General features: G+C 64.2%; 18 protein-coding genes. 14 read left to right on the top strand and 4 right to left on the bottom strand.

Annotated features, from left to right (window positions below; all coding sequences use genetic code 11):
* The 7 genes from Q1Y33_RS09085 (at position 1) to Q1Y33_RS09055 (ending at position 7739) form a co-directional block, all read left to right on the top strand.
* Positions 1-924 carry a ribonuclease Z gene (locus Q1Y33_RS09085; RefSeq protein WP_300799438.1) on the top strand — a complete coding sequence of 308 codons (924 nt, stop codon included), beginning with the start codon at positions 1-3 and terminating at the stop codon, positions 922-924.
* Entirely contained in the window at positions 921-1691 is a 771-nt protein-coding gene (locus Q1Y33_RS09080; RefSeq protein WP_300799436.1) for an RNA methyltransferase, read from the top strand. The genes Q1Y33_RS09085 and Q1Y33_RS09080 overlap by 4 nt, the downstream gene beginning before the upstream one ends.
* A gap of 221 nt (positions 1692-1912) precedes the next feature.
* A complete protein-coding gene (gene pdxA, locus Q1Y33_RS09075; RefSeq protein WP_300799434.1) occupies positions 1913-3007 on the top strand; it encodes a 4-hydroxythreonine-4-phosphate dehydrogenase PdxA in 1095 nt (364 codons plus the stop codon).
* 114 nt (positions 3008-3121) lie between these two features.
* Positions 3122-5083 (top strand): threonine--tRNA ligase, encoded by a 1962-nt coding sequence (thrS, locus tag Q1Y33_RS09070; protein ID WP_300799432.1) that lies wholly within the window; start codon positions 3122-3124, stop codon positions 5081-5083.
* Positions 5084-5305: 222 nt separating this feature from the next.
* Positions 5306-5803: a translation initiation factor IF-3 gene (infC, locus tag Q1Y33_RS09065; protein WP_300799488.1), complete on the top strand. Its 498-nt coding sequence runs from the start codon at positions 5306-5308 to the stop codon at positions 5801-5803.
* Between the two features lie 305 nt (positions 5804-6108).
* On the top strand, positions 6109-7083 hold the full coding sequence (locus Q1Y33_RS09060) for an acyltransferase (RefSeq protein WP_300799431.1): 975 nt from the start codon (positions 6109-6111) through the stop codon (positions 7081-7083).
* A 2-nt stretch (positions 7084-7085) separates the two neighbouring features.
* Positions 7086-7739, top strand: coding sequence for an NTP transferase domain-containing protein (locus Q1Y33_RS09055; protein ID WP_300799486.1), 654 nt, complete (start codon positions 7086-7088; stop codon positions 7737-7739).
* 165 nt (positions 7740-7904) lie between these two features.
* On the opposite strand, the gene Q1Y33_RS09050 is transcribed toward Q1Y33_RS09055, so the two are convergent.
* Entirely contained in the window at positions 7905-8801 is an 897-nt protein-coding gene (locus tag Q1Y33_RS09050; protein WP_300799430.1) for a hypothetical protein, read from the bottom strand.
* A gap of 71 nt (positions 8802-8872) precedes the next feature.
* On the opposite strand from Q1Y33_RS09050, the gene Q1Y33_RS09045 reads away from it, so the two are divergent.
* Positions 8873-9802 (top strand): glycosyltransferase family A protein, encoded by a 930-nt coding sequence (locus Q1Y33_RS09045; protein WP_300799428.1) that lies wholly within the window; start codon positions 8873-8875, stop codon positions 9800-9802.
* Positions 9803-10120: 318 nt separating this feature from the next.
* On the opposite strand, the gene clpB is transcribed toward Q1Y33_RS09045, so the two are convergent.
* The gene (clpB, locus tag Q1Y33_RS09040) at positions 10121-12721 is read right to left on the bottom strand and encodes an ATP-dependent chaperone ClpB (protein WP_300799426.1); all 2601 of its coding nucleotides are present in this window, start codon (positions 12719-12721) and stop codon (positions 10121-10123) included.
* Positions 12722-12988: 267 nt separating this feature from the next.
* Positions 12989-13414, bottom strand: coding sequence for a hydroxyisourate hydrolase (gene uraH, locus Q1Y33_RS09035; RefSeq protein WP_300799424.1), 426 nt, complete (start codon positions 13412-13414; stop codon positions 12989-12991).
* Between the two features lie 370 nt (positions 13415-13784).
* Between uraH and Q1Y33_RS09030 the strand changes: the two genes are divergently transcribed.
* The 6 genes from Q1Y33_RS09030 (at position 13785) to Q1Y33_RS09005 (ending at position 21220) form a co-directional block, all read left to right on the top strand.
* Positions 13785-14768: an ATP-grasp fold amidoligase family protein gene (locus tag Q1Y33_RS09030; RefSeq protein ID WP_300799423.1), complete on the top strand. Its 984-nt coding sequence runs from the start codon at positions 13785-13787 to the stop codon at positions 14766-14768.
* 284 nt (positions 14769-15052) lie between these two features.
* Positions 15053-16072 (top strand): ATP-grasp fold amidoligase family protein, encoded by a 1020-nt coding sequence (locus Q1Y33_RS09025; RefSeq protein ID WP_300799421.1) that lies wholly within the window; start codon positions 15053-15055, stop codon positions 16070-16072.
* Complete coding sequence (dnaX, locus tag Q1Y33_RS09020) at positions 16069-18114, top strand: DNA polymerase III subunit gamma/tau (RefSeq protein ID WP_300799419.1); 2046 nt, start codon at positions 16069-16071, stop codon at positions 18112-18114. The genes Q1Y33_RS09025 and dnaX overlap by 4 nt, the downstream gene beginning before the upstream one ends.
* A 30-nt stretch (positions 18115-18144) precedes the next feature.
* Positions 18145-19452 carry a tyrosine--tRNA ligase gene (gene tyrS / locus Q1Y33_RS09015; protein ID WP_300799417.1) on the top strand — a complete coding sequence of 436 codons (1308 nt, stop codon included), beginning with the start codon at positions 18145-18147 and terminating at the stop codon, positions 19450-19452.
* 1 nt (position 19453) lies between these two features.
* On the top strand, positions 19454-19807 hold the full coding sequence (gene folB / locus Q1Y33_RS09010) for a dihydroneopterin aldolase (RefSeq protein WP_300799415.1): 354 nt from the start codon (positions 19454-19456) through the stop codon (positions 19805-19807).
* A 60-nt stretch (positions 19808-19867) separates the two neighbouring features.
* Entirely contained in the window at positions 19868-21220 is a 1353-nt protein-coding gene (locus Q1Y33_RS09005) for a sodium-dependent transporter (RefSeq protein ID WP_300799414.1), read from the top strand.
* Positions 21221-21532: 312 nt separating this feature from the next.
* Here the strand turns inward: Q1Y33_RS09005 and ribH are convergent, their stop codons facing one another.
* The gene (gene ribH / locus Q1Y33_RS09000) at positions 21533-22063 is read right to left on the bottom strand and encodes a 6,7-dimethyl-8-ribityllumazine synthase (protein WP_295907246.1); all 531 of its coding nucleotides are present in this window, start codon (positions 22061-22063) and stop codon (positions 21533-21535) included.
* Positions 22064-22070: the final 7 nt, after the last annotated feature.

Below are 22070 nucleotides of genomic sequence, written 5' to 3'. Positions count from 1 at the left end.
ATGAGCTTCTCGGTCACGATCCTCGGCTGTGCCTCGGCCAAGCCCACCGCCAACCGGCATCCGTCGGCCCAGGCGGTCAACATCCACGAGCAGTACTACCTCGTGGATGCGGGCGAAGGGGTGCAGCAGCAGCTCATCCGTGCGGGGATCAACCCGCTGAAGCTTAGGGCCGTCTTTCTCTCGCACCTGCACGGCGACCACCTCTACGGGCTCTTCCCGCTCCTCTCGACGCTCGGGCTCTACGGCCGCTGCACGCCGCTGCCGGTCTACGCCCCGGCGCCGTTCGGCGAGATGCTGGCCGCGCACCTGCGGTTCCTCGACCGCGAACTGCCCTACACGGTGGAGTGGCACGAGGTCGACACGACGCAGCACGCGCTGCTCATGGAGAACCGCACGCTGGAGGTGTGGAGCATCCCGCTGCGCCACCGCGTGCCGTGCGCCGGGGTCCTCTTCCGTGAGAAGGAGCCACCGCTCAACGTCGACAAGTTCAAGATCACGAAATACGGCCTTTCGATCGCACAGATCGCCGCGGCGAAGCGCGGCGAGGCGGTGACGCTCGCGAACGGGGAGACGCTGCCCAACGAAGAGCTCACCTACCGCCCCTACCGGCCGCGGGCCTATGCCTACCTTTCGGACACGAATTTCTCGGCCAGGGCCGCGGAACTGTGCCGGGGCGTCGACCTGATGTACCACGAGGCGACCTACGCCGCCGCCGAGCAGCGCTCGGCCCGCGAACGGGGCCACTCGACGACGGCCGACGCAGCGAAAGCCGCCCTGAAGGCGGGGGCCGGACGGCTCGTGATCGGGCACTACTCGTCGCGCTACAAGGACGAGCAGGTGCTCGTCGACGAGGCCCGGGCGCTCTTTCCGGAGACCTACCCCGCCACCGAGGGGCACACCTTCACCATAGAGAAACAACGATGACACGGGCCGAACTGCAACTCGTCCGCTCGCTGGCCGACAAACGCGGCCGCACCGAAAGCGGGCTCTTCGTCGCCGAGGGAGCGAAGCTCATCTCGGAACTGCGCACCTCGCACCTGCGCGTGCGGCGCATCTACGCCCTCGAGGGTGTCTTCGAGGGCCCCGATGTCGAGACCGTCACGCCGCACGAGATGGAGCGGCTGTCGCTGCTCAAGACACCCAACAACTCGCTGGCGCTGGTCGAGATACCCCGCTACCGCCTCACCGATGCCGCGCCGGAGCGGCAGCTGGTCCTCGCGCTCGACGAGGTGCAGAACCCCGGCAACATGGGCACGATCATCCGCCTGGCCGACTGGTTCGGCATCCGCGACATCGTCTGCTCGGAGAACTCGGCCGACTGCTTCAACCCGAAGGTCGTGCAGGCGACCATGGGGGCGATCCTGCGCGTGAGGGTCCACTACACCGACCTCGCGGCGTGGCTCGCCGCCGAAACGGCGCGTGCCGTACCTGTCTACGGCACCTTCCTCGAAGGGGAGGACATCTACACGGCCGATCTCACGGCCGCAGGCATCGTCGTGATGGGCAACGAAGGGCGCGGCGTCTCCGGGGCCGCGGCGCGGAGCGTCACGCGCAAGCTCCTGATCCCGCCCTACCCGGCCGACCGCCGCACCACCGAGTCGCTCAACGTCGCCATGGCCACGGGCATCGTCTGCGCGGAGTTCCGCCGGCGGCTCCACACCCCGCAGCCGGACAGTTCCAAAAAGAGCTGACCGCCCCGCCCGCGGCCCGACTGGTCCCGGGCGGTGTCCGGACAACCAAGCGACGCTCGAACAGCCGGGCAGCGAAAAGGTCCGGCAGCCCGCGGCGCGGGCAACGGGAGGCGCTGACGGGACTTTTTTCGCCGGAATCCGCATTTTTCATCAGATTTTGCCGAAGGACGTGCCACGTATCTGAATATTTTATACTTTTGTGAGTTGAAACACAACGATCCATGTCAGAACAGAGACTCAAGATAGGCATCACGCAGGGTGATCCGAACGGCATCGGCTGGGAGGTCATCCTCAAGGCGTTGGCCGATCCGCGCATGACGGAGCTGTTCACCCCCGTCATCTACGGCTCGCCCGCCGCCGCAGCCTTCTACCGCAATACGCTCCGCGACACCGAACCCGTCGCCCTGAACACCGTCGTCTCGGCACACGAGGCGCGGCGCGGCAAGGTCAACCTTGTCGCCGCAGGCGATGCGGGCACCCCCGTGCCGGGGCAGCCGACCCCCGAGGCGGGACGCGCCGCCGTCGAGGCGGGACGCGCCGCAGCCCGCGACCTGAAGGAGGGGCTGCTCGACGCCGTCGTCACGGCCCCCATCGACAAGGAGACGGTCCAGAGCGACGACTTCCGCTTCACGGGCCACACGGAGTTCTTCGGCGCCGAATTCGGCGGCGAACCGATGATGGTCATGTGCAGCGACATCCTCCGCGTGGGGCTCGTCACGAAGCATATCCCCGTCTCGGAGATCAGCCGCAGCATCACGCGCGAGAAGATCGTCGCGGACCTGCTGACCCTGCGCCGCTCGCTCATCGAGGACTTCGGCGTAGTCGAGCCCCGCATCGCCGTGATGGCGCTCAACCCCCACGCCGGGGACGGCGGGCTGCTGGGCCGCGAGGAGGAGGAGATTATCCGCCCGGCCATCGTCGAGGCCTTCTCGAAAGGGGTGCTGGCCTTCGGGCCCTTTGCAGCCGACGGGCTCTTCGCCGGAGGCGGCTACACGCGCTACGACGGCATCCTGGCCATGTACCACGACCAGGGGCTGGCGCCGTTCAAGAGCCTCTCGCCCGACGGCGTGAACTTCACGGCCGGGCTCACGGTCGTGCGGACCTCGCCCGACCACGGCACGGCGTTCGACATCGCGGGACAGGACAAGGCCGACGCGCAGTCGATGCGCAACGCCCTCTATGCGGCGATCGACATCGTGCAGCGGCGCCGCGAGTGGGCCGAATGGACGAGCAACCCGCTGCCGCGCGCCGAGCGCGAGAAGTCGAACCGCGACGTCTCCGTCAAGGAACTGCCGCAGACCGAGAAGGAGGCATAGCCGATGACATGCGGAGCGAAAAAACGATGAAAAAAACCGGACAAACCGGAGGTGTATTCCGTCTCGTAATTGTGGAAGCGCCGAAGGCCCCGAAAACCTAATTTATAACTTTTTATGATCAAAATCACTTTTCCCGACGGCTCCGTCAAGGAGTTCGAAAAAGGGACGACAGCGTACCGGATCGCGGAGAGCATCAGCCCTCGTTTAGCTGCTGACTCGCTGGCTGCTTCGGTAAACGGCGCAACCGTCGACATGATGCGCCCGATCGAAGAGGATGCTTCGGTCAAATTCTACAAATGGGACGACGAGGAGGGCAAGCACGCCTTCTGGCACACGTCGTCGCACCTGCTGGCCGAGGCGCTCGAGGCGCTCTACCCGGGCATCAAGTTCGGCATCGGCCCGGCCATCGAAAACGGCTTCTACTACGACGTCGACTCGCCCGTACCCATTACGGAGGCCGACCTGCCGAAGATCGAGCAGAAGATGCAGGAGCTCGCCCGCAACAAGGAGCCGCTCGTGCGCCGCGAGGTGCCGAAGGCCGAGGCACTGGCCACCTTCACCGAGAAGGGCGACCAGTACAAGGTCGAGCTGATCTCGGACCTGGCCGACGGTACGATTTCGTTCTACACCAACGGTGCGTTCACGGACCTCTGCCGCGGACCGCACATCCCCAATACGGGCTACATCAAGGCCCTGAAGCTGACGTCGGTGGCCGGAGCCTACTGGCGCGGCAACGAGAAGAACAAGATGCTCACGCGCATCTACGGCATCTCGTTCCCCAAGAAGTCGATGCTCGACGAGTACCTCCAGATGATGGAGGAGGCCAAGAAGCGCGACCACCGCAAGCTGGGCAAGGACCTCGAGCTGTTCACCTTCTCGCAGCGCGTGGGCCAGGGTCTGCCGCTGTGGCTGCCGAAGGGCGCCGCACTGCGCGACCGGCTCGAGCAGTTCCTGCGCAACGTGCAGAAGGAGTACGGCTACCAGCAGGTCATCACCCCGCACATCGGCAACAAGGAGCTCTACGTCACCTCGGGCCACTACGCCAAGTACGGCAAGGACTCGTTCCAGCCGATCCACACCCCGATCGAGGGCGAGGAGTACCTGCTCAAGCCGATGAACTGCCCGCACCACTGCGAGATCTACCGCTCGAAGCCCCGTTCGTACAAGGAGCTGCCGGTGCGCCTGGCCGAGTTCGGCACGGTCTACCGCTACGAGCAGTCGGGTGAGCTCCACGGACTGACGCGCGTGCGCGGCTTCACGCAGGACGACGCCCACCTGTTCGTGCGTCCGGACCAGCTGCTCGAGGAGTTCGAGCGCGTGATCGACATCGTGCTCTACATCTTCAAGACGCTGAAGTTCGACAGCTACACGGCACAGATTTCGCTGCGCGACCCCAACAACAAGGAGAAGTACATCGGTTCGGACGAGAACTGGGAGAAGGCCGAGGCCGCAATCATGCAGGCCGCCAGGGAGAAGGGGCTCACGACCGTCGTCGAGTACGGCGAGGCTGCCTTCTACGGCCCGAAGCTGGACTTCATGGTCAAGGACGCCATCGGCCGCAAGTGGCAGCTGGGCACCATCCAGGTGGACTACAACCTGCCCGAGCGCTTCGACCTCACCTACAAGGGTGCCGACGACAAGCTCCACCGCCCGATCATGATCCACCGCGCGCCGTTCGGCTCGATGGAGCGTTTCGTGGCCGTGCTGCTCGAGCACACGGGAGGCAAGTTCCCGCTGTGGCTCTCGCCCCAGCAGGTCGTCGTGCTCCCCATCTCGGAGAAGTTCAACGACTACGCCTACAAGGTTTCGGAGTTCCTCAACGCCAGCGACGTGCGCAGCGAGGTGGATGACCGCAACGAGAAGATCGGCCGCAAGATCCGCGACAACGAGCTCAAGCGCATCCCCTACCTGCTGATCGTCGGCGAGAAGGAGGAGGCCGAGAACCTCGTGTCGGTCCGTGCACAGGGCGAGGGCGACAAGGGCCAGATGCCGCTGGAGGCGTTCCGCGACCTGATCCTCGGTCTGGTCAAGCAGGAGGTCGAGGCCAACCGGCTGAAGGGGCCCGAGAGCAAGTAACCGCAAGCCGTCCCGACCGGGGGCCTCTCCCGCAGGAGGGGCCCCGGCGCAGGGCGGAACAACAGGAAAACAATAATAACCACTTAACACACAACAACTATCGCAGCACCAAAACCATTCCCGCCGAGGCCGTTCAACCCCGGGAATAACCGGCCGAAACCCGCAGCCGGCACCAACAACCGCACAGGCCACCGGCCGCCCGAAAAGGAGAACCCGCACCGCATCAACGAGCAGATCACGGCTCCGGAGGTGCGCGTCGTGGGCGACAACATCCCCGAGACGAAGGTCATGCCGATCCGCGAGGCCCTGCGTCTGGCCGACGAAATGGAGCTCGACCTGGTCGAGATTTCGCCGAAGGCCGAGCCGCCCGTCTGCCGCATCATCGACTACCAGAAGTTCCTCTACCAGCAGAAGAAGAAGGCCAAGGAGCTGAAGGCCAACCAGGCGAAGGTCACCGTGAAGGAGATTCGTTTCGGACCCCAGACCGACGACCACGACTACAACTTCAAGCTCAAGCACGCCATGAACTTCCTGAAGGAGGGTTCGAAGGTCAAGGCCTACGTCTTCTTCCGCGGACGTTCGATCGTCTTCAAGGAGCAGGGCGAAATCCTGCTGCTGCGCTTCGCCACCGACCTGGAGGAGGTTGCCAAAGTGGAGATGATGCCGAAGCTCGAAGGCAAGAAGATGAACATGATGCTCGCGCCCAAGAGCAAGAAATAGGCGTTGCCGAGGGGGGGGGCCGCCGAAGGAGTAGAAAGGGCGACCGACAGGCCGACGAGGCGTGCAGACAAGTACACGGCAGGGCCTGTACCGCAAAAGCCACCGGGGCATGCCGACCGTATACCGCAGGTCCTGTACAGCCCGCTCTCCCGCAACCGACAGACAGAAGCCGAACGGCAACCGTTGGATGGATCTCACCATCCGGCGGTTGCCGTTCGCGTGATTACTGCCCCGCGCCGCCGAAACGCGGAGATTCGCGGCTTCATGCTGGAATATATCTCCGATTTTTCACTACCTTTGTGCTGATGATCTCCACGGACGACATATTCCGCCTGCAGGCGGGTGACGAAGCGGCCTTCGAGACTGCGGCGCTGGAGCTGTTCCGCTACCAGGCTGCGGCCTGCCCGCCCTACCGCGACTACCTGCGCCTGGTCGGCGTGCAGCCCGATGCGGTCCGCACGCTGCGGGACATCCCGTTCCTGCCCATCGTGCTCTTCAAGAGCCACGACGTCTACTGCTGCGGCGACACGCCCCCCGAGGCGGTCTTCACGTCGAGCGCCACGACGGGCATGACCTCGTCGCGCCATCCGATGCGCTCGCTGGCGCTCTACGAGCAGGCCTTCCGCGGCGCTTTCCGCACCTTCTACGGCGATCCGGCCCGCTGGAGCCTCTACGCCCTGCTGCCCAACTACCTGCGGCGCAAGGGGTCGTCGCTCGTCTACATGGCCGACCGGCTGATTGCCGACTGCGGCTCGGGCGGCTTCTACCTGGACGATTACGACGCCCTGCTGCGCGACATGGCACGCGACCCGAAGCCCAAGATTCTGCTGGGCGTGAGCTATGCACTCTGGGACCTTGCCGAGCGCTACGCCCCGAAGCTGCGCGACACGGTCGTCATGGAGACCGGCGGCATGAAGGGCTACCGCGAGGAACTGCCCAAGGCGGCCTTCCACAAGATTCTCTGCGACGCCTTCGGCGTTGCGCAAATACACTCCGAATACGGCATGGCGGAGCTCACGTCGCAAGCCTACTCCGCGGGCGGCAACCGCTTCCGCTGTCCGGCCTGGATGCGGGTCGTGGCCCGCGACATCAACGACCCGTTCGACCTGCTGCCGCCCGGTGCGCGCGGCGGACTGAACATCATCGACCTGGCGAACGTCTACTCCTGCGCCTTCATCCAGACGCAGGATGCCGGGGTTGTCGCTCCGGACGGCTCGTTCGTCGTCGAAGGGCGCATCGACCACGCCGAAATCCGGGGTTGCAACCTGCTGGTACAATGAACATGAAAACCGTCGCTTTCGTCCCGATCCGCCTCAACAGCCAGCGCGTCGCGGGCAAGAACCTCCGGCTGTTGAGCGGCGAGCCGCTGATGTGCCACATCCTGCGGACGCTCTGCCGCGTGCCGGAGATCGACGAGGTCTACGTCTTCTGCAGCGACGAGTCGATCCGTCCGCTGCTGCCCGAGGGGGTGCGGTTCCTGCGCCGCGACGCCTCGCTCGACCGCGACGAGACGCTCGGACGCGAGATTTACGACGCCTTCACGCACGAGGTCGACGCCGACCTCTACGTGCTGGCGCACGCCACGTCGCCCTTCATCCGCGCGGCGACGATCTCCGACGCCCTCGGGCGGGTCCGCACGGGCGAGTACGACTCGGCCTTCAGCGCCGAGTGCATCCGCACCTTCGCCTGGTACGGGGGGCGGCCGCTCAACTACTCGCTCGACGCCATCCCGCGCACGCAGACCATCGAACCGGTCTACATCGAGACCAGCGCCTTCTTCATCTTCCCGCGCGAGTTGTGGTGCGACCGCGGACGCCGCATCGGCGACCACCCGTGGATGGCCGTTGTGGACCGCATCGAGGGGCTGGATATCGACTACCCCGAGGATTTCACCATGGCCGAGATCATCGCCGCCGGGCAGAAGCTTCCCCGCTGATCCCGCCGGGGAGGGGTGACCGGCAAATCCGGGCACCGGCGCCACCAGGACAGAAGACCGCCGCTCCGGCATGCGGCTTCGCATCGCCCGGCATACAATAACAGGACGGACCGGCCCGCAAGGGGCCGGTCCGTCCGTATTTTTCCGCAACGGAGTGCAAGCGCGCTACCGCTCCGGCTCTTCGGCGCCGCGTTCGTAGGCGTCGATGAGCGAGCCGCGCGTGCGGTTGATGATCCGCGCGCCAAGCGAAGCGGCGTAGTCGCGCAACACCTCGTGGCCGCGGAACAGCTCGGCCACCTCGGCCAGGTAGGAGGCCATCGTGTAGGGCACGGGCGGCACCTTCTGGAAGATGGGCTGCGGCGCGGCCGGGGCGCCGGTATCGTAGTAGTGGCGGTCGAGGCGGCAGAGACGGTTCTGCCCGTCGACACACAGCCCGTCGAGCAGTGTATGGTCGACGCCGTACAGTTCCAGCGTCCGGTAGCCCAGCAGCAGGGCGATGTATTCGCACACCTGCACCACGGTGCCGAAATTGGCGCTGCCCAGCCCGTGGCGGTAGAGCCAGAACTCCAGGCGCCGGAAGCCGCGGTAGCACTGCGTATGGAACGGGATGATGCGGATATTCGGATTGGGCAGTGCGGCGCGGTAGTCGAACCGCTCGGGGTTGTAGTACTGCACGTAGAGGTGCATGGGCCACGTCACCTTGCGGTCGAGCGTGCGGTAGAGCTCCGCCACGCGCTCGCGGCAGGCGCTGTCACGGAAGAACATCGGGTCGGAAAGGACGTAATAGGCCGGGCGGACGGTCTCGAAACGCTCGTCGAGGGCAAAGTAGTTCACCGCCATGAAGTCGTGCGTCTCGTACTCGCGCCGCGCGATGAGCCGCGGCAGGTTGTCGGTCAGCGAGGGGCCGTTGCCGAGGATCACGACCCCGGATTTGGGTTTCCCGACCGTCCCGGCGCGCCCGACGTAGTTGCGGAAGTTCTCCTTGACGGCCATCACGGCGAAGTACAACGCCGTGTCGAACGTGTCGCGGATCAGACGGATGGCTTTTTCGGATAGGGTCATGGCATGCCGGCTTTTGATTTGCAAATGTAGCAAAAGATCGGTATCTTCGCAATAAATCAGCATACGCAGACATGGCTTCACCCACCATTTCGGTCATCATACCCCTCTACAACAAGGAGCGCGAAATCGAAGGCACCATCCGCTCGGTGCTCGCGCAGCGGTTGCAGCCGCTCGAGATCGTCGTCGTGGACGACGGCTCGACCGACCGCAGCGCCGCACTCGTCGAGGCGATCCCCTCGCCGCTCATCCGCCTCGTCCGGCAGCCCAACGCCGGGGAGTGCGCGGCCCGCAACCGGGCCATCGCCGAGGCGCGGGGCGAGCTCCTCGCGCTGCTCGACGCCGACGACGAGTGGGAGGAGGGCTTCCTCGAGGAGGTAGCGGCACTCTACCGCGAATTTCCCGGCTGCGGCATCTACTCCACGGCCTTCCGCGTCGTGAGCCACGACGGCATCTTCCCCGCGCCGACCCCCGCGCGGCGGGGCATCGTCGACAACTTCTTCCGCGACTCGGCGCACCGCTACGTCTCGATCCCCTCGGCCAGCGCCATTCCCCGCGAGGTCTTCGACCGCGTGGGCGGCTTCCCCGAAGGGATGAAGATGGGCGGCGACCTCTACATGTGGATCAAGATCGCCCGCCGCTACCCGGTCTGCTTCTCGCCGCAGCCCCTGTGCCGCTACTCGAAGGTGGCGTCGAACCGTTCGGCCTCGACCTACACGCCCGAGCGCACGGCCTACTCGTTCGAAGAGCTCTACGACCCCGCGGCACCCGATGACGAGCGGGAGTTCATCGCCCGTGCGGCGCTGGGCAAGGCACTGGTCCTCTCGGCCAAGGGCGGCACCGAGGAGGCCGCACGCGCCATCCGGACCTTCGCCTTCACGAAGGTCTACCGCCGCACGCTGCGCAAGGTGCGCCTGCTCAACGCCCTGCCGGTGCGGTGGCGCAGCCCGCTGCTCAACCTCTACAACGCCCTGGCGTGGCGCATCGCCCGCAAGGGACTTTAAAAGAAGGTGAAAGGTGAAAGGTGAAAGGTGAAAAGTAAAAGGTAAAAGGTGAGGAGGGGGGGCGACGCACGGCGGAGCGGCCCGACAGAATACCGGACAACTCGCCCGACCATCCCCCGGCCATTTTCCGACGATTCCCGACCATCTTCCGGCAACATCCCCGCGGCTCACCGCACCGCGCAAAAGAAAAATCTCCGCACAAAAGAGGGGAGCCTCACAAAAAAGGAAGTCTCGCACAAAAAAAGGGAGCCTCCGGATTGAATCCGGAGGCTCCCCTCGTTTTCGCTGCGTCCGGCGCCGGAGCGCCCGGCCGCGGGGTCAATTCCTGAACGTCAGTCCCTTGTCGTCGGCGTCGATCGAGATCGGCTTCGAGCGGTCGACCTCGCCGGCCAGAATCCGCTTCGAAAGGTCGTTCACGACGCAGCGCTGGATCGTCCGCTTGACAGGCCGCGCACCGTAGAGCGGGTCGTACCCGGCATCGGCAATCCACTTGCGGGCGGCGTCCGTGTACTCGAGCCGGATACCGTTCTCCTCGAGCATCCTGCGCACGGCACCCAGCTGGATGTCGACGATGCGCTCGATGTCGCGGCGCGTCAGCGGCTCGAACATCACGATCTCGTCGATACGGTTCAGGAACTCGGGCTTGAGCTGCTGCTTCAGCAGGTCAATCACCTCGCGGCGGGTCTTCTCGATCACCTCGGGAGCGAGCCGCTTCCCGTCGAAGGCCTCGGAGAAGTTCTCTTGGATGATCTGCGAACCCATGTTCGAGGTCATGATGATGATCGTGTTGCGGAAGTCCACCGTGCGGCCCTTGTTGTCGGTCAGCCGGCCGTCGTCGAGCACCTGCAGCAGGATGTTGAAGACGTCGGGGTGTGCCTTCTCGATCTCGTCGAGCAGCACGACCGAATAGGGCTTGCGGCGCACGGCTTCGGTCAGCTGGCCGCCCTCATCGTAACCGACGTATCCCGGAGGTGCGCCGACGAGACGCGAGACGCTGTGCCGCTCCTGGTATTCGCTCATGTCGATACGCGTCATCATCGAGTCGTCGTTGAAGAGGAACTCCGCCAGGGCCTTTGCCAGCTCGGTCTTGCCGACACCCGTCGTACCGAGGAAGATGAACGAACCGATCGGCTTGCGGGGGTCGTTCAGTCCGGCACGCGACCGGCGCACGGCATCCGAAATGGCGGCGATGGCCTGCTCCTGTCCGACGACCCGCTTGTGCAGCTCGTCCTCCATGTGGAGCAGCTTCTCGCGCTCCGAGGCCAGCATCCGCGTCACGGGAATGCCCGTCCAGCGCGACACGACCTCGGCGATGTCCTGCGAGTCGACCTCCTCCTTGATCATCGAGCCATTGGCCGATGCGAGGCGGTACTCCTCCTCGAAGGCCGCGATCTGCTTCTCGGCCTCCTGAATCTTGCCGTAGCGTATCTCGGCCACCTTGCCGTAGTCGCCCTGGCGCTCGGCCTGCTGCGCCTCGATCTTGAGCTGCTCGATGCGGTCCTTGTTGGCCTGAATCTTCTTCAGCAGGTCGCGCTGGCCCTGCCACTTGGCCCGCATGCCGGCATCCCTGGCCTTGAGCTCCTCGATCTCCTTCGTGAGCATCGCGACACGCTCCTCGTCCTTCTCGCGGCGGATCGCCTCGCGCTCGATCTCCAGCTGCCGGACACGCCGGTCAAGCGAGTCGATCTCGTCGGGCACGGAGTTCATCTCCAGCCTGAGCCGCGAGGCGGCCTCGTCGACCAGGTCGATCGCCTTGTCGGGCAGGAACCGCGACGTGATGTACCGCGTCGAGAGGTCCACGGCGGCGATGATCGCCTCGTCCTTGATCCGCACCTGGTGGTGGTTCTCGTAGCGCTCCTTCAGACCGCGGAGGATCGAGATGGCGTCCTCGCGCGACGGCTCGTCGACCATCACCTTCTGGAATCGGCGCTCGAGCGCCTTGTCCTGTTCAAAGTACTTCTGGAACTCGTCGAGTGTCGTGGCGCCGATCGTCCGCAGGTCGCCGCGCGCAAGGGCCGGCTTGAGGATGTTGGCGGCGTCCATCGCGCCGGACGACTTGCCCGCACCGACCAGCGTGTGAATCTCGTCGATGAAGAGCAGAATCTCGCCCTCGCTGCGGACTACCTCCTGCACGACGGCCTTCAGCCGCTCCTCGAACTCGCCCTGGTACTTGGCACCCGCAATCAGGGCGCCCATATCGAGCGAGTAGATCACCTTCGACTTGAGGTTCTCGGGCACGTCGCCGTCGATGATCCGGCGGGCAATGCCCTCGGCGATCGCCGTCTTGCCGACGCCCGCCTCACCGACGAGGATCGGGTTGTTCTTCGTGCGCCGCGAAAGGATCTGCAGCACGCGGCGTATCTCCTCGTCACGGCCGATCACCGGGTCGAGCTTGCCCGAGCGGGCCTGTTCGTTGAGGTTGATGGCGTACTTGCCCAGTGCGTCGAACTCCTGCGAGGCGGTCTGCGAATCGACCGTCGCTCCCTGACGGAAGGTGCGGATGGCCTCGACGAGTTCCTTCTCGGTGGCGCCGTGGCGCTTGAGCAGATCGGCCGCCTGCCCGCGCTCGGCCACGAGAGCCAGCAGCAGGTGCTCGACCGACGCATACTTGTCGCCGAAGGTCTTGGTGAAGTCGACGGCACGCTGGATCAGGCGCGAGCTCTCCTGTGCGAAGAACTGCTCGCCGTTGCCGCCCTCGACACGAGGCAGCTGGCCGACGGCGCGCTGCACCTCGTCGCGCAGGCCGCGGACGTTGACGCCGACACGCCCCAGGAGGAAGGTCGAGAGCGAATCGTCGTCGCGGATCAGCACGCTCAAAATGTGGAGCGGGTCGACAGCCTGCTGTCCGCGCTCCCGCGCAAGGGTCAGCGCCGCCTGCAACGCCTCCTGCGCCTTGATGGTTAAAGTGTTGATGTTCATATCCGTGTTTTTTTATTGTTTGTTCGTGTTTCGACCCCAACAGGAGCAAAAGGCCTGCCACACCTGCAATCCGGACATTCCGGCATATTTTTGACCGACATTGTCACAAATTGTCACATCAAAACTGACAAGCGCCCGCCAAACCGGCAGAAAAAAGGGGAGCCGAAGCTCCCCCGGACTCGCACGGGCGTCGCGGCAATGCCTGACCGACGCGAACACCGGCGGCCGCCCCGTGCGGAAAGAGACGACACGCGCACCCGCGGGCGGTCAGTTGCCGCGGTAGGTCGAATAGCCGTTCGCCGACATCGTGATCGGGATATGGTAGTGGCCGTCGCCCTCGATGCGGAAGGTCACCTCCACATAGGGATAGATCGAGCGGAGCCCCTGCGCCGCAAAATAGGGATCGGTCTCGAAACGCAGCCTGTAGACGCCGTCGTTCGCGCCCGGAGCACCGTGGGGCAGCAGGTCGGCGATCCGGCCGTTTGCGTCCGTGCGGCGTCCGGCCACCATGCGCCAGCTGCCGTCGGCCTGCTGCACATAGAGCGTCACCGCCACGCCGGGCGCCGGCACCCCCTGCGAGATATCCAGCATGTGGGTGCTCAACTGAAAGGTACCGGGCTCGCGGGCCTCGGCCCGTCCCACGAAGAGCATGGCAAGGAGCACAAGGGCTCCGGTCATCATCAGTTTTCTCATAATACGAATCGTTTGAAGGTTCGACAATCGGAAAAACCGCCCCGTCCGGTTCCATGCACGCAACATCCCGGGCGGCATCGGTTCTCCGCGCTAAAAATAGGCATAAAATCCATACGGTCCGCTCCCATGCGTGATATCGGCAGTCGGCCATTCCGATTTACCACTACTGCATCGAATCCAGCATCGGTCCCATCCGCATTCCGTCTCGTTCACACCGGACCGGATCGGAGTCAACAGGTCAAAAAGGGCTGCAATATCATAACTTATTGTCACGATGCTGCCGATTCATTCTGTCAGAATGTCCGATCGTTTGGAAGCATTTTATATTTTACCCATCTTTAACGCTCCTTACTCCAATTCTTTATTATCTATGCAGACATCGGACAAACCTGCACGGGGGAGAATTTCCGCTCTGCGAAACACGCTGAAATACCGCTGGGCAAGAATCAAACGGCGCTACTACGCCTATACGGAAGACCCCGTGGCTCTCACACGGCTGCTCTACCGCATGACTTTCGGGCACGACCCCGATCTGGAAACACCCCGGACCTACAACGAAAAAATCCTGTGGCTGAAACTCTACTCCGACACCTCGCAATGGACGCAGCTGGCCGACAAATACCGCGTGCGGGAGTATGTGCGGCAACGAATCGGAAGGGGGGGGGAATTTTTACTCAACGAATTGTATGCCGTTTGGAAGACCGCCGAGGAGATCGATCTTGCAGCACTGAAGACCCGTGACGGCATACCCCCCACGGCCGTCGTGCTCAAGACCAACAACGGATGCGGCGACACGCTGATCATCCGTGACACCGCCACGGCGGACCTTCCCGCCATCCGCCGGAAAATGCGTCGGGCTCTGCATCGCCGCTTCGGTCGCAAGACTGCCGAATACCACTATCTGGCCATCCAGCCGTGCATCCTTGCCGAACGACTGCTCCCGGGAGACCCGCTCTTCGGCGGGAAACCGATCGACTACAAATTCTACTGTTTTGCCGGAGTCCCCCGCTACTGTCTGGTCTGCTATGACCGGCGGACAGCAGGGAACGTCAAGACAGGGCTCTACGATGCCCGCACATGGGAAGACCTGGGCCGCTATGTCACGGGGCATTACTACGACCCCGGACAACGCGTGTTTCCGCGCCCCCGCTCGCTCAAACGGATGCTTCGTATCGCCGCCCGCCTCTCGGAGGGATTTCCGACCGTGCGCGTCGACTTCTATGAGGTCGACGGACAGCCGGTCTTCGGCGAGATGACCTTCACCTCGGCGGCAGGGCTCGACACGGGTTTCACCGAGGAGTTCCAGCTCATCATGGGCAGGCAGGTCGAACTGCCGGCCGAAAAGGTGCGATAACACGCCAATCCGGTCATATTCTGCTTTTTTGTGTTCATTTTTTCGTTATTATTGGTAAAATGGATATCTTTGCAGCGTCAAAGGGATTCCACCACCGGAAACGGATGCACAAACCGGCGTTCCGCCGTCCCCCGCCACAGATCACGTGACCAGGAACAGGACGGGAAACCGACCGGCAACACCCCTCGGGATTTCTGTACAGACGGACCCGGCGGCGCGGCGCGACCGAAGCAACCGGCATCGGGTGGAACCGGAAAACGGACCGACGACCAATACACGCTCACATGGATCTCCTATCTACCCTCCGCACCTGTCTGGCTCACGAATGGCTCGTCCTGCAGAAAGCCTGTTACAGACATACCAATCGGGAAAAACTGCTCCGCCTGCGCTACAAGGAGAAGTTCGGCAGGGAACCCGATCTGGAGAACCCGCAGACGCTCAACGAAAAGGTCATGTGGCTCATGCTCCACGCCGACGACCGGCGCTGGTCGCAGCTGGCCGACAAGTACCGCGTGCGCGAATACGTCGAACAGCGCGGTCTGGGACATCTGCTGAACCGGCTCTACGCCGTCTGGGATTCGGCCGACGAGATCGACTTCGACGACCCGCGCCTGCCCGACAGTTTCGTCATGAAACCCAACAACGGCTACGGCGACGTCGTGCTGGTCCGCGACCGGATGAAGATCAACCGGCAGGCCGTCCTGCGCAAGATGGGCGACGCGATCCGCCACCGCTTCGGCCGCAAGAGCGGCGAGTGGCACTACATGGCCATCAAGCCCTGCATCGTCGCCGAGGAACTGCTGCCCGCAAATCCCGCCTTCGGCAGCACGCTCGTCGACTACAAGTTCTACTGCTTCGACGGGAAACCCCGCTACTGCCAGGTCTGCTACGAACGCACGACCCCGAGCCACGCGAAGAAGGAGCTTTTCGACGCCCGCACGTGGGAGGACCTCGGACGCTATGTCCGCACCACGGGCGACGCGCCCGTGCGGCAGCGCATCCCGCGCCCCGAGTCGCTCGACGAGATGCTCGCGGCGGCCGAACGTCTCGCCGAAGGGTTCCGCATGGTCCGCGTCGACTTCTACGAGGTCAACGGACATCCCGTCTTCGGGGAGATGACCTTCACGCCGGCCGCCGGCACGAGCATGAACTTCACCGACGAATTCCAGCACATCCTGGGCGACTGCCTTCCGCTGCCCGAGTGCCGCGCCGCACAGAAACACGGAAAGCCCGCTTTTCCGTCAATTTTCAACGTACTTTTTTTAATTTTTAATTTTGAATTCGGTATCTTTGCGCTACTATGAGTGAATTCATCGTCAGCGCACGGAAATACCGTCCCGCCACGTTCCGTTCGGTCGTCGGGCAGGAGCACATCACTTCGACCCTGCAAAACGCCATCGAACGCGGACAGCTGGCACATGCCTACCTCTTCTGCGGACCCCGCGGCGTGGGCAAGACCACCTGCGCCCGCATCTTCGCCAAGGCCATCAACTGCCTGCATCCGCACGGAGCCGAGGCATGCAACGAGTGCGAGTCGTGCCGTTCGTTCAACGAGGGGCGCTCGCTGAACATCCACGAGCTCGACGCCGCGTCGAACAACTCTGTGGAGGACATCCGCACGCTCATCGAGCAGGTGCGCATCATCCCGCAGGTGGGCCGCTACTCGGTCTTCATCATCGACGAGGTCCACATGCTCTCGGCCGCGGCCTTCAACGCCTTCCTCAAGACGCTCGAAGAGCCCCCCGCACACGCCATCTTCATCCTCGCCACCACCGAGAAACACAAGATCATCCCGACGATTCTCTCGCGCTGCCAGATCTACGACTTCAACCGCATCCGCGTGGAGGACGCCGTGGGCTACCTGCGCTACATCGCCTCGCAGGAGGGCATTACGGCCGACGAGGAGTCGCTGAACCTCATCGCACAGAAGGCCGACGGCGGCATGCGCGACGCCCTGTCGATGTTCGACAAGGCCGTCTCGTTCTGCGGCACAACGCTCGACTACCGCCACGTCGCCCAGACGCTCAACGTGCTGGACTACGACACCTACTTCGGCGTCACCGAACGGCTCCTTGCGGGCAACTACGTCGACGCGCTGGTCACCTTCGACGAGGTGCTCTCGAAAGGCTTTTCGGGCCAGACCTTCATGGCGGGGCTCAACCGCCACATGCGCGACCTGCTGATGGCCAAGCGTCCCGAGACGCTGCGGCTGATCGAGATGACCGGTACGCTGCTCGAACGATACCGCGCGCAGGCGGAGGCCTGCAGTGTCGAGTTTCTGTTCGGCGCGATCTCGATCCTGACGGAGCTCGACGGGAAGATACGGCAATCGTCCAACCAACGGTTGCTCGTCGAGCTGGGCCTGATGAAAATCTCCGGGCTCGGCCAAAAAAAAAATAACGACCTGACATCCTCCGCGGAGTATCCGCTTCCGGAGTTGACACCCCGACCGGCTGCCACCGCGACGGCGCCGCAAGGCGCTCCGGCAGCCACCGCAACACCACGCCCCGCCGCACCGACGGCTGCCCCGACAACGGCACCCGGCCCGACGACAACGGCGGCCCCGGCAGTTGCACAACCCGCAACGGCAGGAGTTACGTCACCCTCGGGAGCGGCGCAACCGGCGGCCGCAACACCGGCACCGGCGGCACCGATACAGGCACCGGCGGCACCGATACAGGCACCGGCGGCACCCGCAGCACCCGCAGCACCGGCCCTTGATCCGGTCCGGAGGGACGCGGCAGGCGGCGCGACAACCCCGGCACAGTCCGGCGCACCGGCTCCCGCAACGGAGGTCCGGACCGCGCCGGCTCCCCACACGGAGGGCCCAACGGCAGCCGGGACGGGAGCGACGGCAGCGCAACGTCCGCAAACCGTCCGCCGACCGTTCGTCTCGGGAACCTCGCTTTCGGCGATGATTGCCGCGGCAGGGGCTCCGGAGAGCGACCCGGCCGAAGCCGAAAAGGCCGCCACGGCGGCGCCGGTGATTGACCCCGCCTGCGCCGAGAAACTGAAGGCGGCGCGTGACCGCATCCTGAAGCTCATCCGCGAGCGGCGCCCGCGCTTTGTCGCGGCCTTCGAACTGATGAGTTTCCGCGGCAACACCCTCTCGGTGAGTGTTCCGACGACGGAACTGCGCGACGAAATGCTCCGCAGCCGGACAGCAATGCTGACGCGCATCGCCGAGCTGGCCGGCGTCGAGGGGGCGATCGAACTGGAGGTGATCGTCAACGAAAAGGTGCGGCCGACACGGCCGATCCGACTGGAGGATCGGGTCAAATTCCTGACGGAGAAGAATCCGCTCGTGACGGAGCTCCGGAAGGTCCTCGACCTCGAGGTGGAATAACAGTAGCACGAAAACAAAAGAAACGGAATAATGGCAACCAAGAATTTCATCGAAGAACTCGAATGGCGCGGCATGATCCACACGATCATGCCCGGCGCAAAGGAACAGCTCGAAAAGGAGATGACGACGGCCTACCTGGGTATCGACCCCACGGCCGACTCGCTGCACATCGGCCACCTGGTGGGTGTGATGATCCTCAAGCACTTCCAGATGTGCGGACACCGTCCGCTGGCCCTCGTGGGCGGCGCCACGGGCATGATCGGCGACCCCTCGGGCAAGTCGCAGGAGCGCAACCTGCTCGACGAGGCGACGCTGCGCCACAACCAGGAGGCGATCAAGCGGCAGCTGGCCAAGCTGCTCGACTTCGACTCCGACGCCTCGAACGCCGCACGGCTGGTGAACAACTACGACTGGATGAAGGACTTTTCGTTCCTGGACTTCATCCGCGACATCGGCAAGTGCATCACCGTCAACTACATGATGGCCAAGGACTCGGTCAAAAAACGTTTCAACGGCGAGGGCGACGGCATGTCGTTCACGGAGTTCACCTACCAGCTCGTGCAGGGCTACGATTTCCTGCACCTCTACGAGACGATGAACTGCAAGATCCAGCTGGGCGGCGCCGACCAGTGGGGCAACATCACCACCGGCACGGAGCTCATCCGCCGCAAGCTGGGGCCCGAAGCCGAGGCGTTCGCCATCACCTGCCCGCTCATCACGAAGGCCGACGGCACGAAGTTCGGCAAGACCGAGAGCGGCAACGTCTGGCTCGACCCGCGCTACACCTCGCCCTACAAGTTCTACCAGTTCTGGCTCAACGTCAGCGACGAGGATGCCAAGCGCTACATCAAGATTTTCACGCTGCTCGACCGCGGGACGATCGAGGGGCTCATCGCCGAACACGAGGCGGCGCCGCACCTGCGCGTGCTGCAGAAGCGGCTGGCCGAGGAGATCACCACGATGATCCACTCGCGCGAGGAGTACGAGAAGGCCGTCGAGGCATCGGCCATCCTCTTCGGCGGCGCGACGTCGGAGGCGCTGCGGCGTCTCGACGAGCAGACGCTGCTGCAGGTCTTCGAGGGCGTGCCGCAGTTCCGCGTCGCACGCACCGAACTGGAGGGCGCGGGCGTGCCGTTCGTCGAGCTGTGCGCCGGGCTCACGCAGCTCTTCCCCTCGAAGGGCGAGTGCCGCAAGCTAGTGCAGGGCGGCGGCGTGTCGCTCAACAAGGAGAAGGTCGCGGACGCGATGCGCGCCGTGACCGACGCCGAGCTCATCGCCGGCAAGTACCTGCTCGTGCAGCGCGGCAAGAAGAACTACTACCTCGTGATCGCCGAATAGCATGGAGTACCGCATCGTTTTGGACAGCATGGAGTTCCGGGCGCTGCACGGCTGCTACGAGCTCGAGCGCAAGGTGGGCAACCGCTTTCAGGTCGACCTGGAGCTCACGACCGAGCTGGGCGACGTGGCCGCGGAGGACAGCGTCGAAAAGGCCGTCAACTACCTGGAGGTCTACGGCGTCGTGCGCGAGCAGATGGCCGTGACGCAGCGCACGATCGAGCGCGTGGCCATGAACATCATCGAGGCGCTCTACGGCCGCTTCCCGGCCATCCGGCACGTAAAATGCACGGTGGCCAAGCTGGCGCCGCCGCTCGGGGGCAAGCTCCGGAGCGTCCGCGTCATCCTCGAAAAATAGAAAACGGCGGGCGGGTGCCGCACGGACACCCGCCCGCTTTCATATCAAAACGGACGGTTTATGCATCATCACTCGCACACACGCGCCACACTGGGCGGCAAGATGAGCGCCGTGCTGGTTGCTGCGGGCAGCTCCGTGGGGCTGGGCAACATCTGGCGCTTCCCCTACGTCGCGGGAGACAACGGCGGCGGGGCCTTCCTCGTGATCTACATCCTCTGCGTCGTGCTGCTGGGCCTACCCCTCATGATTGCGGAGTTCACCGTGGGGCGCGCCTCGCACCGCAATGCCGTGGGAGCCTATCAGGCACTCGACCGCCGTTGGAGCTTCCTGGGCTACAACGGCGTCGTTGCGGCCTTCCTGATCCTGGGCTTCTACTTCGTGGTCTCGGGCTGGACCGCCGAGTACATGGTCCACTCGCTGACGGGTGACCTCGCACACCTCACCACGGCCGAGGAGTACCGCAGCCTCTACGAGAACTTCATCCGCAACCCGTGGCGGCCGCTTCTCTACACGTCGCTCTTCGTGCTGGCCACGCACTTCATCATCGAACTGGGCGTGCAGAAAGGCATCGAACGCTCGGCCAAGGTGCTCATGCCGCTGCTCTTCATCATCCTCATCGCGCTGTCGGTCCACTCGCTGCTCATGCCGGGCGGCGGCGACGGGCTGCGCTTCTTCTTCCATCCCGACTTCTCGAAGGTCACGCCGCAAACGTTCCTTGTGGCGCTGGGGCAGGCCTTCTTCTCGCTCTCGATCGGTATCGGCACGATGGTCACCTACGCCTCCTACTTCAAGCCGGATACCAACCTGCGCCACACGGCGCTCAACGTCACGATCCTCGACACGCTCGTCGCCGTGCTGGCCGGCGTGGTGATCTTCCCGGCGGTCTTCAGCGTCGGCATCGAGCCCACGTCGGGGCCCTCGCTGGTCTTCATCACGCTGCCGAGCATCTTCAACGGCATGCCGTGGAGCATGGTCTGGTCGTCGGTCTTCTTCCTGCTGCTGGTCGTCGCGGCGCTCACCTCGACGATCTCGCTGCACGAGGTCGTCACGGCCTATCTGCACGAGGAGTGGCACATGAGCCGCCGCGCCGCAGCCTGGGCCACAACGCTCTCGACCCTGGCGCTGGCCGCCGTGGCGTCGCTCTCGCTCGGGGTGCTCGACGGCTGGACGATCTGCGGACTGACGCTCTTCGACTCGCTCGACTTCCTCACGGCCAACATCCTGCTCCCGGCAGGCGGGCTGTTCACCTGTCTGTTCGTCGGGTGGCGGCTCGACCGCAAGGTGCTCAAGGAGCAGATCACCAACCGCGGCGAGCTGAAATTCCGCATCTGCGGGGTTTTCATCTTCCTGCTGCGTTACGTCTGTCCGGCCGTATTGTTGCTGATTTTCCTCGACAACCTCGGGCTCTTCTGACACACCGGCACCGGGGAGTGCTCTGTAAGGGGGACCGGCCGATGGTCGGAATCACAAACAAAAGGGAAGCGGATGTTGCTGTTGCAACATCCGCTTCCCTTTTATCTCTCCGCCGGAATCTTCCCCCCCCCAGGCTTCACCTCTTTCCGTTCTGTCACTCTCTCTCCGGCTCCGGACCTCACTCTTCGATTCCACTCTTGTCAGCTCTCTCCGGCTCCGGGCCTCGCTCTTCGATTCCTCTCTTGTCGCTTGGTGAGCTTCTCTCTCCCGGCCCCTTATCTCCGGCCCCTCCCGCTCTCTGCGGCCCCGGGGTCAGTTGATGTTGCGCCGGTCGGGTTCGTGATCGGGCGAGGCGGCCTCCATGTCGATCTGCAGCTTGACCATGTTGATGGCCGTGGCCGCCGCTTCGTCGCCCTTGTTGCCGAGACGTCCGCCGCAGCGGTCCAACGCCTGCTGCATGTCGTTGACGGTCAGCACACCGAAGGCGATGGGCATGTTCCACTGGATTTGCAGCTGTGTGATCCCCTGCGTGACCCCCTGGCAGATGAAGTCGAAGTGGCGCGTGTCACCCTGAATGACGCATCCGAGGGCGATGACCGCATCCACATCGGTGTACTCCGCGAAGAACTGCGCGCCGAGCGCCAGTTCGAAGGTTCCGGGGACGTACTTGATCTGGATGTTCATGTCGGGACACCCGGCGTTGCGCAGCGTGCGCACGGCACCCTCGAGCAGGGCTTCGGTGACCTCGCGGTTCCACTCGGCCACCACGATGCCGAAGCGCATGTCGGCAGCCGACGGCAGCGGTGAATCGAACTTGGAAAGGTTGTGGTTTCTGGTCGCCATGCTACTC

The sequence above is a fragment of the uncultured Alistipes sp. genome (genome assembly GCF_949296715.1).
GTDB lineage: Bacteria > Bacteroidota > Bacteroidia > Bacteroidales > Rikenellaceae > Alistipes.
This window is presented reverse-complemented; position numbering and strand designations above follow the sequence as displayed.

What these genes read in the sequence shown, in the direction of transcription:
- Q1Y33_RS09085 (WP_300799438.1), top strand. Translation starts at nt 1, where the DNA reads ATGAGCTTCTCGGTCACGATCCTCGGCTGTGCCTCGGCCAAGCCCACC.
- Q1Y33_RS09080 (WP_300799436.1), top strand. Translation starts at nt 921, where the DNA reads ATGACACGGGCCGAACTGCAACTCGTCCGCTCGCTGGCCGACAAACGC.
- pdxA (WP_300799434.1), top strand. Translation starts at nt 1,913, where the DNA reads ATGTCAGAACAGAGACTCAAGATAGGCATCACGCAGGGTGATCCGAAC.
- thrS (WP_300799432.1), top strand. Translation starts at nt 3,122, where the DNA reads ATGATCAAAATCACTTTTCCCGACGGCTCCGTCAAGGAGTTCGAAAAA.
- Q1Y33_RS09060 (WP_300799431.1), top strand. Translation starts at nt 6,109, where the DNA reads ATGATCTCCACGGACGACATATTCCGCCTGCAGGCGGGTGACGAAGCG.
- Q1Y33_RS09055 (WP_300799486.1), top strand. Translation starts at nt 7,086, where the DNA reads ATGAAAACCGTCGCTTTCGTCCCGATCCGCCTCAACAGCCAGCGCGTC.
- Q1Y33_RS09050 (WP_300799430.1), bottom strand. Translation starts at nt 8,801, where the DNA reads ATGACCCTATCCGAAAAAGCCATCCGTCTGATCCGCGACACGTTCGAC.
- Q1Y33_RS09045 (WP_300799428.1), top strand. Translation starts at nt 8,873, where the DNA reads ATGGCTTCACCCACCATTTCGGTCATCATACCCCTCTACAACAAGGAG.
- clpB (WP_300799426.1), bottom strand. Translation starts at nt 12,721, where the DNA reads ATGAACATCAACACTTTAACCATCAAGGCGCAGGAGGCGTTGCAGGCG.
- uraH (WP_300799424.1), bottom strand. Translation starts at nt 13,414, where the DNA reads ATGAGAAAACTGATGATGACCGGAGCCCTTGTGCTCCTTGCCATGCTC.
- Q1Y33_RS09030 (WP_300799423.1), top strand. Translation starts at nt 13,785, where the DNA reads ATGCAGACATCGGACAAACCTGCACGGGGGAGAATTTCCGCTCTGCGA.
- Q1Y33_RS09025 (WP_300799421.1), top strand. Translation starts at nt 15,053, where the DNA reads ATGGATCTCCTATCTACCCTCCGCACCTGTCTGGCTCACGAATGGCTC.
- dnaX (WP_300799419.1), top strand. Translation starts at nt 16,069, where the DNA reads ATGAGTGAATTCATCGTCAGCGCACGGAAATACCGTCCCGCCACGTTC.
- tyrS (WP_300799417.1), top strand. Translation starts at nt 18,145, where the DNA reads ATGGCAACCAAGAATTTCATCGAAGAACTCGAATGGCGCGGCATGATC.
- folB (WP_300799415.1), top strand. Translation starts at nt 19,454, where the DNA reads ATGGAGTACCGCATCGTTTTGGACAGCATGGAGTTCCGGGCGCTGCAC.
- Q1Y33_RS09005 (WP_300799414.1), top strand. Translation starts at nt 19,868, where the DNA reads ATGCATCATCACTCGCACACACGCGCCACACTGGGCGGCAAGATGAGC.
- ribH (WP_295907246.1), bottom strand. Translation starts at nt 22,063, where the DNA reads ATGGCGACCAGAAACCACAACCTTTCCAAGTTCGATTCACCGCTGCCG.